Annotated in this window: 16 protein-coding genes; 4 read left to right on the top strand and 12 right to left on the bottom strand. The window is 44.8% G+C overall.

The genetic code is table 11. The features are described 5' to 3' along the window. Complete coding sequence (gene speB / locus NST22_RS19615; RefSeq protein WP_003227545.1) at nucleotides 1–873, top strand: agmatinase; 873 nt, start codon at nucleotides 1–3, stop codon at nucleotides 871–873. Between the two features lie 31 nt (nucleotides 874–904). On the opposite strand, the gene NST22_RS19610 is transcribed toward speB, so the two are convergent. From NST22_RS19610 to rapF, 3 genes are all read right to left on the bottom strand, one after another. Beyond that, complete coding sequence (locus tag NST22_RS19610; protein WP_003227547.1) at nucleotides 905–1,378, bottom strand: YbaK/EbsC family protein; 474 nt, start codon at nucleotides 1,376–1,378, stop codon at nucleotides 905–907. Nucleotides 1,379–1,476: 98 nt separating this feature from the next. Next, nucleotides 1,477–1,596: a phosphatase RapF inhibitor PhrF gene (gene phrF / locus NST22_RS19605; protein ID WP_009968329.1), complete on the bottom strand. Its 120-nt coding sequence runs from the start codon at nucleotides 1,594–1,596 to the stop codon at nucleotides 1,477–1,479. Next, on the bottom strand, nucleotides 1,580–2,725 hold the full coding sequence (gene rapF, locus NST22_RS19600) for a response regulator aspartate phosphatase RapF (protein WP_003227549.1): 1,146 nt from the start codon (nucleotides 2,723–2,725) through the stop codon (nucleotides 1,580–1,582). The genes phrF and rapF overlap by 17 nt, the downstream gene beginning before the upstream one ends. Nucleotides 2,726–2,727: 2 nt before the next feature. Here rapF and NST22_RS19595 point away from each other — a divergent pair, with 2 nt between their 5' ends. Genes NST22_RS19595 through NST22_RS19585 form a run of 3 tightly spaced genes read left to right on the top strand, consistent with a single transcriptional unit; the run spans nucleotide 2,728 to nucleotide 5,725 of the window. Then, nucleotides 2,728–2,958, top strand: a complete 231-nt coding sequence (locus NST22_RS19595; protein WP_009968328.1) for a hypothetical protein — start codon at nucleotides 2,728–2,730, stop codon at nucleotides 2,956–2,958. After that, on the top strand, nucleotides 2,955–4,310 hold the full coding sequence (locus NST22_RS19590) for a YncE family protein (RefSeq protein WP_003227552.1): 1,356 nt from the start codon (nucleotides 2,955–2,957) through the stop codon (nucleotides 4,308–4,310). Before NST22_RS19595 ends, NST22_RS19590 begins: the two co-directional genes overlap by 4 nt. Nucleotides 4,311–4,348: 38 nt before the next feature. After that, a complete protein-coding gene (locus NST22_RS19585; RefSeq protein ID WP_003244415.1) occupies nucleotides 4,349–5,725 on the top strand; it encodes a YncE family protein in 1,377 nt (458 codons plus the stop codon). Between the two features lie 5 nt (nucleotides 5,726–5,730). Here NST22_RS19585 and albG read toward each other — a convergent pair whose 3' ends face one another. Genes albG through sboA form a run of 9 tightly spaced genes read right to left on the bottom strand, consistent with a single transcriptional unit; the run spans nucleotide 5,731 to nucleotide 12,668 of the window. Further along, nucleotides 5,731–6,432, bottom strand: coding sequence for an antilisterial bacteriocin subtilosin biosynthesis protein AlbG (gene albG, locus NST22_RS19580; protein ID WP_003243391.1), 702 nt, complete (start codon nucleotides 6,430–6,432; stop codon nucleotides 5,731–5,733). Further along, on the bottom strand, nucleotides 6,429–7,709 hold the full coding sequence (locus NST22_RS19575; RefSeq protein ID WP_003242974.1) for a pitrilysin family protein: 1,281 nt from the start codon (nucleotides 7,707–7,709) through the stop codon (nucleotides 6,429–6,431). The genes albG and NST22_RS19575 overlap by 4 nt, the downstream gene beginning before the upstream one ends. Nucleotides 7,710–7,713: 4 nt before the next feature. After that, entirely contained in the window at nucleotides 7,714–8,874 is a 1,161-nt protein-coding gene (gene albE / locus NST22_RS19570; protein WP_010886633.1) for an antilisterial bacteriocin subtilosin biosynthesis protein AlbE, read from the bottom strand. Next, nucleotides 8,864–10,174: an antilisterial bacteriocin subtilosin biosynthesis protein AlbD gene (gene albD / locus NST22_RS19565; protein ID WP_003243158.1), complete on the bottom strand. Its 1,311-nt coding sequence runs from the start codon at nucleotides 10,172–10,174 to the stop codon at nucleotides 8,864–8,866. The genes albE and albD overlap by 11 nt, the downstream gene beginning before the upstream one ends. Next, nucleotides 10,167–10,886, bottom strand: coding sequence for an ABC transporter ATP-binding protein (locus NST22_RS19560; protein WP_003227564.1), 720 nt, complete (start codon nucleotides 10,884–10,886; stop codon nucleotides 10,167–10,169). The genes albD and NST22_RS19560 overlap by 8 nt, the downstream gene beginning before the upstream one ends. Further along, nucleotides 10,883–11,044, bottom strand: coding sequence for an antilisterial bacteriocin subtilosin biosynthesis protein AlbB (gene albB / locus NST22_RS19555; RefSeq protein WP_003222006.1), 162 nt, complete (start codon nucleotides 11,042–11,044; stop codon nucleotides 10,883–10,885). Before albB ends, NST22_RS19560 begins: the two co-directional genes overlap by 4 nt. Before the next feature lie 12 nt (nucleotides 11,045–11,056). After that, on the bottom strand, nucleotides 11,057–12,403 hold the full coding sequence (gene albA, locus NST22_RS19550) for a subtilosin maturase AlbA (protein ID WP_003242599.1): 1,347 nt from the start codon (nucleotides 12,401–12,403) through the stop codon (nucleotides 11,057–11,059). A 24-nt stretch (nucleotides 12,404–12,427) separates the two neighbouring features. Then, nucleotides 12,428–12,580, bottom strand: a complete 153-nt coding sequence (gene sboX, locus NST22_RS19545; RefSeq protein ID WP_010886632.1) for a bacteriocin-like protein SboX — start codon at nucleotides 12,578–12,580, stop codon at nucleotides 12,428–12,430. After that, nucleotides 12,537–12,668: a subtilosin A gene (sboA, locus tag NST22_RS19540; protein WP_003222002.1), complete on the bottom strand. Its 132-nt coding sequence runs from the start codon at nucleotides 12,666–12,668 to the stop codon at nucleotides 12,537–12,539. Before sboA ends, sboX begins: the two co-directional genes overlap by 44 nt. Nucleotides 12,669–12,677: the final 9 nt, after the last annotated feature.

The following is a 12,677-nucleotide window of genomic DNA, read 5'->3' as shown; positions in this document are numbered from 1 at the left end:
ATGAGATTTGATGAAGCTTATTCAGGAAAAGTATTTATCGCGAGCCGTCCCGAGTGGGAAGAGGCGGACGCCATTCTTTACGGCATGCCGATGGACTGGACAGTCAGCTATCGCCCGGGCTCACGCTTTGGTCCAAGCAGAATCCGTGAGGTGTCAATCGGCCTTGAGGAATACAGCCCATATTTAGACCGCGATCTGGCTGACTTGAACTTCTTTGACGCCGGCGACATTCCGCTGCCGTTCGGAAATCCGCAGCGAAGCCTGGATATGATTGAAGAGTACGTGGACAGCATTTTAGAAAAAGGGAAGTTCCCAATGGGTATGGGCGGGGAGCACCTCGTGTCATGGCCTGTCATTAAAGCGATGTACAAGAAATACCCAGACCTTGCGATCATCCATTTTGACGCACATACAGATCTTCGTGTTGATTATGAGGGAGAACCGCTTTCTCACTCCACGCCGATCCGTAAGGCGGCAGAATTGATCGGACCGCACAATGTGTATTCATTCGGAATCCGTTCCGGCATGAAAGAAGAGTTTGAATGGGCGAAGGAAAACGGCATGCACATCTCAAAATTTGAAGTGCTTGAACCGCTGAAAGAGGTGCTTCCGAAGCTGGCGGGCCGTCCGGTTTATGTCACAATTGACATTGACGTATTAGACCCTGCACACGCACCGGGTACAGGAACGGTTGACGCCGGCGGCATCACGTCTAAAGAACTGCTTGCATCCGTCCATGAAATCGCGCGTTCAGAGGTAAACGTAAAGGGCGCTGATTTAGTGGAAGTCGCACCGGTGTATGACCACTCAGAGCAAACGGCAAACACAGCCAGCAAAATCATCCGTGAAATGCTGCTTGGGTTTGTGAAATAAGTAAACATCCAGACGATGTCTGGATGTTTTTTTATTCCCAGTCTTTACAAACATCAATCCACACTTTTGAGAAAGAAAATTCGGATAATTCTTTCGGTGTTAATTCAATAGCGGAGTTTCTGCTGCCGCATGCGGGGAAAACAGTCTGAAACCGTTTCAGCGATACATCAAGATAAACCTCAGGATCATGAGCCAATCCAAATGGGCAAACTCCTCCAATTTCATGGCCTGTCTGCTCCAGCACCTCATTAGGAGAGAGCATTCTTGCTTTAAAGCCAAATGTTTGCCTGGACTTTTTGTTGTCGATCTTGGCATCGCCGGCTGCCACAATCAGAATCACCTGATCTCCTTCCCCTCTGAAGGACAGGGACTTGGCGATTCTAGACAGGCTTACGCCGATTGTCTCAGCTGCCTGTTCAACTGTCGCACTCGACGTTTCGAACTCCGTCACATCATTTTCTCGATTCCATTGAGTAAAGTGGGTTCTCACACTTTTTAGAGACATGCTGCATTTCCACTCTCTTCAAGATTATTGAAAAGATCATAGCATGGATTGGGAGACTTTGGTAAAGAGGGGACGAAAAAACCGCCGATGGACGGCGGTTAAATCATTCCTCGTTGTGCAACTTCAATTTGGTGTGTAGGTGCATTTGCAATAGTTGTTGCCACGAACACAGTGCTTAGAGCCAGACAAGAGAGTAATAGTTTAGACTTCAATTTCATACAAACTCACTCCTCCTTGAATAAGTTGCCTTACTTGTTCCACCTTCAAAAAATAAGCAGAAGCTTTTTGAAAATTTTTACGTTCATGATAATATTTTGCCACATCAATAGCGAAATCTTCAAGATCAGCATACAACATTTTACTTTCGAGAAAATCAAAAAATCCTTGAATTGCTTCTTCATCCGGGCCTGATAAGTATAAAGATTTCAAAAATTCAAACTCTGATAAATATATTACATCTCCGGCCTTTTGTGAATAAGCCATTCCCTTACTATGATATTCATGAGCTTTATCTATTTTTCCTAATTTATAATGGATCTGTGTAATTAAAAAATACGCTTGAGGTAAGGAAGGAAGAATATTTGATTCTTCAAAAACAGCTATTGCTCTTTTGAAATAAGGTATGGCATCCTCATATTGGCTTTGGCTGTTTTTACAAAGCCCGATATTGTACAAAGTTCTCCCCATTAATTGGGGCTGCTTTTCAGCTTCTGCCATAGAATAAGCTTTTTGAAAATGTGAGATGGCATCCTCATACTGTTTTAAATCTAAAAAATTGGTGGCAAATAAAGAATGACACTGCAGCAATCTTATATTATAAGCTTCATGTTCTTTGTATATTTCATATGCTTGCCGTGCATAGTCCATTGAAAAATACGTTTGTTTCATATAGTAATAAGATTCAGACATCTTAAAGAAAAACTCAGCTTTCTCTATCCGATCCTTAACGAATATCAGCTTGCTTTCGGCCTTTTTGAAAAATTTAATAGCCGACAGATATTCCCGCTGGTCCAGCTCGTACATGCCTCTGAAGAAGTTAAAATAGTACTCAAGCAGACCAGTTAAACGAGCCTGTTTTTTATCAATCTCAAGCAGCAGATCAGACAGTCTCGGCTGTTCCTCAATCCTCATTTTTTCTAACGGTTCAAGGTACTCAAGCATTAGGTTGTGCCGAAACTCCATCAGTGAATAGTACAAATGAAGGTCTTGATCTTCTTCCATTTGATCCAGCTCTTGCTTGATTTCTCGTCGCAAATATTCTGCATCGGGTATGCTGAATCGGCGTATGTACATATACCATTCGTTAATCTTTTCTCCGATGGAAGAAGAAGATATGACACCTGTCACGTTTGCAAATCCCTCCCTTCATAATTCTATATATGTCATATTTTATCATCAACATTCTTGTGAGAAGCGCAAAAAAACCGCAATTTTTTCTTTCGTTACACCGCATGTTTGGAGATATATTTTCAAAAAGAAGCGTTTACCCTCAGCAATTTGTACAAGCAAACACGTTACCCTTCCATATTCTGTTATATCTGCGTGAGCAGTGTATGTCTGAAAAGGAAGTGAAGGAATGAGAAAAAACAAGCTTTCCTTTAAAGAAAAAGCAGGAGCAGAACAAGAAGAGTGCTTATGTTTTTGTGAGGGAGAAGCAAGCCGAGAAGCCATGTTTCAAGCACCGATTGAATTACCTGAAGGGTTTGTCGTTGATCCGGCTGAAGCTGTTGCAAACGTGACGTGGAATGCAGACAGCCTTTCTTGTGTCAGTGACCGTTGCTTAATTCAAACGGGGCCTGAGCCTGATGAGGTCGGTGTTCAATTTGCAGTGCGCCTGCAGGGAACCGTTACGCTACTCGTCAGTGTCTCACCTGTCCGAAATCAATATGGACAAGGGGACGGGGCTGTTTCCGTCATTCACAATGCAGAAATCGATCAAGTCGTCTATTATTCCGATGAATCGGATGATTGCCCGGATATCAGTGACATCACGATTGAGAACCTTGTTGTTGTTCCGCCGTTTTACGGCAGTCCTTTATCGGTGACGGGGACAATTGTGCTTGTACCGGAGCCGGAACCCGTCTACGCGTTTACAGCGAATCCAAATGATCAATCAGTTTCTGTGATTGATACAAACACCGATACTGTTGTGACAACGATTGCTCTTCCGTACAATCCGGCAGGTATTGAAATTACGCCAGATAAAAGCGCTGTGTTTGTCTTACATCCCAACAATAATGTGATTTCTGTCATCGATTATGACACATTAACAGTGACAGCAACTATATTGCTGGATCAGCCGCCTCGATTGATTAGATTTATCCCTAATCATGAGTTTGCTTATGTTTTCACCGGTACTGCGGTTTATGTGATTGGAATTGATACGTTAACTGTGGATAGGTCGATTCCTGTGGAAGGATATGATGTTGCAATCGATCCCAATGGGTTATTCGCCTATGTTCTGAATTTTGGAATAGTGCAAAAAGTGGACCTAACTACCGGTGAAGTCACAGGAACAATTGAACGAGAGCTTATCGTATCAACCATAGAAACAAATTGGCCGGAGCGGTATGCCTATGTATTAGAACAAGAATTCTTTTTTAATTATTTGACGGTTATTGATTTAAATACGTTTACCATCAGCAGCACCCAAGAGCTGGAGTATGAAGGGGAATATCGAATGTTTACGAGTGGAGCAGAGGTGTATTTATATGACGGCTTCACTGGCAATTTATATTCTGTCAGTCCAAATGGAGCAGGCGTTATAGGAAATGTTCCGCAATCAGCAACAGACTATGCGTTTACCCCGAATGGCGATTTTCTGTATGCAACTCGTTTTATAGAGCAGAGCATCATTGTTTACAACACAGATGATTATTCTGAGGAAACTGTGATATCTCTTGGGGTTTCACCGGGTGCCATTACGATTTAACCGCTGCATGTTGTGCATTTCTAAAAGGACGTGAAATCATGAAAAAGAATGATCTTTCTGCTTTACAGGAAAATTGTTTCTGTTTTTGTGATGAGGAAATTAGCCGGGAAGCGCCGTTTCAAGTGCCGATAGATTTCCCTGAGGGCTTCAAGGTTGATACGGCCGAAGCGTCAGCGGCTGTTACATGGAGTACAGACAATTTGTCCTGTATCAGTGAGCCTTGCTTAATCCAGACTGGGCCGGAACCAGAAGATATCGGTGTTCGATATGCTGTGAGAGTACAAGGGACCATTACGCTTCTTGTCAGTGTGTCGCCTGTACGAAATCAATATGGACAAGGAGACGGGGCTGTTTCTGTGATTCATACTGAAGAGATTGATCAAGTTGTTTATTATGCAGCACAGTCTGGCCGCTGTCCTGATTTCAGTCAAATAACAGTGGAAGATCTGCTCATTGTACCGCCTTTCTACGGCAGTCCGCTTACGGTGGCCGGGACACTTGTTTTACCGCCATCACCAGACCCTCAATCGTATGTGTTTACTGCCAATACTGGAGACAGCACGGTTTCGGTTATTGATGCAGATTTAAACACTGTTGTAAAAACAATCCCTTTTTCTGACGTGCCAACTAATCTAGGCGTTACTTTCGATAAAGCATTCACGTATGTCCTCCATGGAAATACCAACCTTGTCTCAGTGATTGATAATAAAACATTAACCATCATAAATACCATTACTGTTGGAGGAGGGCCGAGAAAAATCGAATTTGATCCAACAGATGAGTTCGCATACGTGATGGCCGCCGGATCTATATATGTGATTAACACGGCCTCTCAATCGGTCATTGATGTCATTCCGATACCCGGCGCTTTAGACTTTGCTCTTGATCCGAATGGACAGTATGTCTATACCGCTAATGGAAGCAGTTGGTCGGTTGATAAATATGATGTAAATACTGGGCAGTTGGTAGAAAGTATCATAGATACATTTGAATTTCCCAGTTTAATTACAACTCCTTACGCTGGAAATTTTGCGTACGTATTGAATGGTGAGCTGTGGCCGAAAGGTGTAACGGAGATTAGTTTGTCACCATTAAGCAGGGGAGGGGACTTCAGCCGTTTATTTGAAACGCTGAGGACGATTGTATTTTCTCTCGATAGTACTAGAGCTTATTTTCTAGAGCCATATAGTGAACCGTTTCTCATTAATAACTTATACGTAGTTAATACGGCCAGACAGAGGATCATTGCAAACGTGTCTCTCCCCGGCGCCTTTGACCTCGCCGTAACGCCGGACAAACAGTATATTTATGCGGCACAGCCCAACGACAATGCTGTGACCGTGTACCGCACAAGTGATTATACAGCCGTGACGGTGATTCCGGTTGGCGCGGGTCCGTCTGCGATTGCGATGTAGCTATTTTATAGATCAAGAGAAGCGGTGCTGTGATAAGAGAATCGTTTATAAATAAATGATCCGATTTGCTGAATGGCAGCCAGGATAATCAGAAACAGCAGTTCACTTATAGAGAAACTGAGCATCCACCAAATCCCGGCTGCTGCCAGTGCTCCCGCAAACACTTTTCTGAACAGGCTGCCGTGCCGGAAAAGCTGCCGCAAATACGTTCGCATGCAAAACAATAAATACAGGATCAGTAGCATCGCAAGTCCCATTGAAAAGGCAGGGGGCGTATGAAGGCGGAAAGGGACGGCTTTAACGATTTCGAACATGCAGCCGAATATGATGACTTGGCACAACACGGCAGCCATCACGTATGTTTGGCGGACGTTTTTATAGCTGTCACGCAGCGATTTGACGTCTTCTGCATATCGGCTGCACAAGTTGTGTTGCTGAAAGTCACAGCAGCTTTGATGAGACTGTGTGAGTTTCTGAAAAGCTGCTGTCATGTTTTTCACGGATTGGGTGACATAGTGAAGATAGAGAAAAGCAGGCAGCATCAGGAGGGCAGCGGTACAAGCCAGCAGTCCGAGCCGCACAGCATCATTGTTGATCATCTGTACATATTGGGCGGCGGCTTCGGCAACGGCCTGAACCCAGCCGAAGGAATAAGCCGCCATACCTATAAGCAGCAATAAAAGGGTAAAGACAGTGCTTTGTTTCATTGTCTGATCGCCTCTTTCTGAGAAACGTGAATGATCGCTTTGTTAGAAGATGCCATTGCATCAATGAGAGACAAGAAAACCTGCGCATCCATATCTTGAATGATGTGGTACATGTCAAGAAACGAGCAATCGCACCTGTCACACTCGGCTGCCCACTCGAAGCATTTACGCACATAATCGCTGTCATAAATGATCGCGTCTGTCAAAGAGTCCTTGCCGTATTGAAGCCAGGCGGCAACCTGTTCTTTCTTCTGTGTGACATAGTATGAAGCCACATCGATATAAGCTGAAGAATGGGTCCCTTGACTGTGAAGGATCAAGAAACCGCCATCCTCATATATATAAGTCTCGGCTGACAAGCGATCGATTTCCAGGCGGTACGTTTGCTGAATCTCTTGAAAAAACGGTGAATCTAATTGAAATAGAATACGAGCCGCGATATCCCAATAAAGCTTTATCGACAACAGATCGTTTTGCCCGGGAAGTGCGCCGATCTGTAATCCGGTCCAGGTATCTTCCATCCGCTCCTCATCACCCAGCATCATTTTTTGTGAGAGGACTGGAGGGCATGCCGGGATGATTTTTCTTTCAGCATGATAATCCGGACGCTTTTCCAGCTGGAGGTGAGGAGGCAAAAGCGTTTCTGTATTTTCTGAGCCCCCAATCAAAAACAGCGTCATCCGATGGGCTTGGTAGGCAGCCTTATAGGCTTTTTGTAAATCACTGATGTCCAGCGCCTCAATATCTTCGATTCTGCCTGCGGGGAAAACGGCAGCTGGTGAGGAGGGAGAAAGCATGCTGATCAGCTGATAATGATATGAGAGCTGATGGTTAAGGTGTGCTGTTTGAATTTCGCTTGTAATCACAGCTTTTTCCTGAGCGACAATCTTCTTGTCAAATGAGTGGTTCCATAAAGCATCAAGCAGGATGGGAATCGTTTGTCTGAGCCGATCCGGTAATGAGGTAAACATGAAATTGGTATCGGTGTAGGTAGTGAATGCGTTTAAAAGCGCGCCATGCGCAAAAAAATCACTGTACAGATTGCGGCCGTTATGCCAGAAGAGAAGATGCTCTAAAAAATGTGCTGTGCCATACGGAAGCAGTGTATCACCGGATTCTGCCCGTATACATACATCCCGGCTTCCAAAATCGATTTTTACATTGCACAGCCGCAGGTGGGCGCGGGGGAATTTCAATCTGAATATTTTTAGTCCGCTGTCTGTGTATCTGATATCGGTTCGTTCATCCAGCTGTTGAAAAAAGGCTTTCTTTTCCATCTCTTCATCCCCTTACTACATGAGCTCCGATATAATTGATGGTCGCTATGAATTGCAATACATCACGGCATGTAACCGCTGAGATGCCATCCAGCAAGGCTTCTTTCGTGCAGGAGAAGCGGCGCAGGACCCCCATATAGGCCAATAGACCTTCGGGAGAATCGAATTGCAGCAGCAATTCATTGCGTAAAAACTGCTTTGCCTGTTCTAGTTCCCGCTCATCTGTATGAAAAGCTGAGACAGCTTCCAAAACGCGCGGGGGAATGTCTTTCTCATGAAGCTGATCTGTACATATTGAAACAAGCAGCAAATTGTTCATGACATCGTAACGGGTGATAACGTGATAGACTGCCAGATCCTTCTCTCTGAAGTGCTTGAATAAAGCGGAATGGCCGTACTTTCCCAGTAATCCGTCTATTAGCTGTATTTTGATATAATCGCTGGCATCTTTCATCTCTCCGCAGTCAAATCCGAGTGTCAAGACGGAAGGACCTGCAGCGCTGCGTGTCTCTGTTTCAAAAACATGCCGGTTTACGGGTATTCTTCCGGACGTTACAGCGGACGTTTGCGGGGCATGTCCCCGAACATCACATGCTTGTACTTGTCCCAATATGTTCAGCTGTTTTTGCTGGGACACTAAATCAACGATAAAGTCCGTTGCGTCGAGAAACCGTTTAGGATGAATCGCCTTTATCCTGTCTCTCCGGCCAAACATGCCTGTGCCGTACATCGGGTTTCCGAAGACCTCCTCAGCCAAGCGAGCCGCCGAGTAGGAGAAGGGATCAGTGAATTTCTTTTCGATTTTCAGCAGCAGCTCATTCCTGGCCTTTTCAAATGCTTCGAATGAAAGAGAAGAAGGGAAAGACAAGTCTGCAAAAGTTTTCATCAGGGCGTCAACATGAAGATTCCCGTTATATAATGGGTGAATCAAACGGGTCCCGCAGGTTTTCAGCTGCTGATCAAAAAAGAGATTCGCTGAGTACATGAAACGGCTGCCGGCAGCATAACCAAAAGCGTCAATGATTTGCTCCTTCAGGTATGCGGCGGCGCCGTAAAAATAAATCGTTTCTTCCTCAGGTTCCGCCGCGCTTTCGATCGGTTTCAGAAAGCTCGCGGCGATTGAAATAGTTGAAAATTGATGAGTCTTCAGCAGGTTAACTTCCAAGCCGTTCTCTTTTGCTTGTATCAAAGAAACCACCATCCTGTTTTTGCAGGTAATAGACTATGACCAGACCGGCTATCGGAATGACCGCCAAGGATACAGCGGTGCCGGCTAATATGGCTAAGAATAGGGGAAGACAAAACAGATAAGACCGATATTTTGAGAAACCGCTCCATAGCTGCTGCTCCGTCTGCCAGCTGAAGGAGGGCCTTTTTTCATCCGCAGTTAACCTGATATACGCTCCCGCCAGCAGCAACTCAATGCACTGCAAAAAAGTGAGAACTGAAATCGAACGGCCGCTGATGAAACCCACAATCATCACGACAAGGAGAAATCCGCCTGCCAATAGGCCTGAATAAAAGCGATATTTCGCCCAAAACATCGTTTTTCGCTTGATCGGAAGCGTGATGAGCAGCATCCGGTCATTTTTTTCAATCGAATACAAAAGGGCGATCGGCGAGCAGATGAGCAAAAGCGCGGAAATCACGATATAAATCACTTGCTGATTGAAGATGCCGGTGTTCATCATCTGGAACGAAAAGAAGCCGCTGAATACCGCCATTACCGCGTAATTTAACAGCATCGCTTTAGAAGAGATAAATCGGTTCCATTCTCTTTTGTAAAACGAAAATTCAGATCGCCGCATAAATGAATGCATCTTGCCCTGCTGCGGAGGCGCCTGCAGAAAGACAGGAAAGTCAATGACCACCGCCCACAGGATATGAACCGCGCAAAGCGGAATCGTGGCGGCCGGCATCAAAGCGGCGCTGATACATACACAGGCGAATATCGCCGCATGCAGCAGAAACATCAAGTTCTTCTTTTTGACGAAGTGGTTGCTTAGCACAACTCCGAAAATAATGGAGTAAACGGTAAAAAACGAAAACCTGCCGAGCCAAAACAATGTTTGCGCCCCTGACAGCGTTCCGTTTCCAAATAAGAACAGCGGTAAAATAAAAAAGAATAAAGTTCTTCTCAAACAGGTATCGACAAACAAAACGACACTCTGGGCGAGCCAAAAGCTCCGTGAAGAAATCGGCAGCAGGCAGCTCAGCTTCATATAAGATTCCTTCCATTGTGATGTCACGGAAAGAAACACCATATATGTGTTCATCAAAAGAAGCGCGAGTATGATATACGTTTTGCGCAACACCGATTCATCAATGCCGGCCTGGCGGATCAGCCCGATTTCAAACACGGCCAGAATGACAAGGCCTGCGGCAATGCGGATGGCGTCCTTTTTCCCTTGCCGGCTGTAAAGCTGTTTGAACAGCAAAGACATGATAGGGATTATGTTATTCATGGCCGATCACCTCGAAAAATTCCCGCCGCAGATCGGTCTCCTCTCCAATCGGAATGACCTTTTGGATCTGTTTGTTGTGAAGAATAGCCGCATAATCACAAAATCTTTGCACGACATCGAGCAGATGAGAAGAAAACAAAATGGTTCCGCCTGCTTCACAGTACTCACGCATTTTCTGATAAAAGACCTCTATCGATTCCACATCCAAACCGACGAGCGGCTCATCCAAAATAAACAGGGGAGCGCGCAGCAATAAGCCTGTCATCAATACAACCTTTTGCCTGTTCCCCAAGGACAGCTCCGAAATTCTCCTATTGATGTATTTCGAAAAATGAAAGGCCTCGGCCAAACTGGCAAACTGCTGCTCTGAAAAATCCTTTTGATAAAGCGAATGGACGAAAGACACATAGTCCTTCGCCGTAATTTCTGTAAATAGCAGCGGATAATCGGCGGCGAAGTAACGGTGAGTCTTCAGCTGATCTGATGTTTTCTGCGGCATGCCGGCCTCCGCTTCAATTCCGCACAGTGTAAAACGCCCGCTGAAATTGCGGTTCACGCCTGTCAGCGTATTAATCAGTGTCGTTTTTCCGGCGCCGTTTACCCCAAGTAACCCGTAAACGGCGCCTTTTTCTAAATGTAAATCCACTTGTTCTAAGATGACGTTGTCCCGTTCATACCAAACGGATACATCGTGTATATCCAAAATGCTCATCGCGAGTCAGCCTTCCGCGCGCGCATCCCGAACAGAATGGCAATGGCAATGAAAATCAGCGTAAACAGATAATCGCTTTTGACAAAATAGACGACTGCGCCGATGACAAAGATAAATGAAAGGATATACAGTAAAATTCTTCTTTGTGCTGGTGACAAATCGTTTCCCTCCTAAATAAGCTGGACCACGTCTTCTAATTGTTCATTTTTCGCCCAAGAGCAAATGTTTTTCCGGTGATATTTGTTAGAGTTCAGCCCTTTTAAGTAACAGCCTCCGCAATAGCCGCTGAACGGGCATTTGTCTTTCATGCAATGTTCGCTGAACCGCGGCGCTTGCGCTTGCCACAGTTTATGGACGAGAGGGGAGTTAAAGATGCTTTCATAGGAATCATGAAAAATATTTCCCAATGAAAATTCCTTTGGAAAGAGGGCGCAAGGACGTACTTCGCCGAACGGACTGATCACAATGGACTTCCAGCCAGCGCCGCAATTTGCCGCGCGTTTTCTCTCATAGGGAATAATCGGAATCAGATCTTTAAACTCATCAATCACATGTTGCTCGTATTCCATAAACTTGCGGTGCTGCTCGGCGTCTTTCGTTGGATGGACAATATCCCTGCCTCTTCCGAAATCGTCAACCCAATTGTAAGAAAACGCCTTCGCCCCGAGATCCCGAACCTTTTGGGCCATATCGTGGATTTCCCACATGTTTTTTTCGAAGACAGACATAGCGACTCTGACAAATATACCGTGGTCACTCAACAATTTTATCGTTTTACAAGTTTGGGCAAAAGAGCCTTTTCTCCCTCTAAAGGAGTCATGGACCTCGGAATTGACACTATCTAGAGAAATGCCGACGATGATTTTTTGCTTGTAAGTCTTCAAAAGCTCCAGGCTCTCTTTTCGCATGAGTGTTCCGTTTGTTAAGACAGCGACTTTTTTGAACTTTTTACACACATAGTCAAGAATCTCATTGGCGTTTGGATGGACAAAAATTTCTCCACCTGTGATTTCGCATGTCAATACACCGTTATCAAACAGCATATCAGCCGTTTTTTTGAATTGCTCAATCGACACGGTGCCGAGCGCTTCAGGTGAGCTTTCCAAATAACAGTGGGCGCATTTCAAATTACAGCGGTGCGTCAGTTCAAAGGTGGCGTGCAGGGGCATCGGAAATTCATTGCTTCCGCTCGTGGTGATTGTATGGCGGCTGGCCCGGTTTCCAAGCTGAATAACCTGCTTGTTCTGGAGCATGTTGAGCATGTCGTAATACCAATCTTTATGGTCTTCCGGTGATTCATCATACACTGCACATTGCTCAGCTAAAATCTGCTCAGCTGTTTTTTGGCCATCCATGCGCATGCAGAGCTCGTAAGCCGTTTTGTTGAGATCCAAATACTCAAAGTCAGAAATGGAGACATTATCGCGCAAGTAGTCGATTTCTAACACGCCGCCCTCAGGAAGCTGGTGAACTCTTACACTTTCATTAATAAATGGAAACATCTGCTCTATAAACAAAATACCATCCCCTATACATATGATTCAAATGAAAAACGGTTGTGTATGTATATCCAAGAGGTAGATTTTAGTTAAAAATTGTAATTTACTTAAAAAGGGCATAGTAGAATGACTATGCCCTTTTGGGAGATCCTTACCCCCATAGACCGAATAGACCTGTTGCACCGGCAATTTCAAAATCAGGGATAGGACCGTCCACTAGACAAGCGGCTCCGATCGAGCATGTTGCACAACCTTTGTTTTCTACAATGACAGCTTTTTTCATAATTGAATC

This window comes from Bacillus sp. PS237 (assembly GCF_037963345.1).
Taxonomy (GTDB): Bacteria; Bacillota; Bacilli; order Bacillales; family Bacillaceae; genus Bacillus; species Bacillus subtilis.
The sequence above is the reverse complement of the archived record's forward strand: the minus strand, read 5'-3'. Positions and strand labels throughout refer to the sequence as shown.

Excerpts from the sequence above, each read along its gene's own strand:
- speB (WP_003227545.1), top strand. The coding sequence starts at position 1 with ATGAGATTTGATGAAGCTTATTCAGGAAAAGTATTTATCGCGAGCCGT.
- NST22_RS19610 (WP_003227547.1), bottom strand. The coding sequence starts at position 1,378 with ATGTCTCTAAAAAGTGTGAGAACCCACTTTACTCAATGGAATCGAGAA.
- phrF (WP_009968329.1), bottom strand. The coding sequence starts at position 1,596 with ATGAAATTGAAGTCTAAACTATTACTCTCTTGTCTGGCTCTAAGCACT.
- NST22_RS19590 (WP_003227552.1), top strand. The coding sequence starts at position 2,955 with ATGAGAAAAAACAAGCTTTCCTTTAAAGAAAAAGCAGGAGCAGAACAA.
- NST22_RS19585 (WP_003244415.1), top strand. The coding sequence starts at position 4,349 with ATGAAAAAGAATGATCTTTCTGCTTTACAGGAAAATTGTTTCTGTTTT.
- albG (WP_003243391.1), bottom strand. The coding sequence starts at position 6,432 with ATGAAACAAAGCACTGTCTTTACCCTTTTATTGCTGCTTATAGGTATG.
- NST22_RS19575 (WP_003242974.1), bottom strand. The coding sequence starts at position 7,709 with ATGGAAAAGAAAGCCTTTTTTCAACAGCTGGATGAACGAACCGATATC.
- albD (WP_003243158.1), bottom strand. The coding sequence starts at position 10,174 with ATGAATAACATAATCCCTATCATGTCTTTGCTGTTCAAACAGCTTTAC.
- NST22_RS19560 (WP_003227564.1), bottom strand. The coding sequence starts at position 10,886 with ATGAGCATTTTGGATATACACGATGTATCCGTTTGGTATGAACGGGAC.
- sboA (WP_003222002.1), bottom strand. The coding sequence starts at position 12,668 with ATGAAAAAAGCTGTCATTGTAGAAAACAAAGGTTGTGCAACATGCTCG.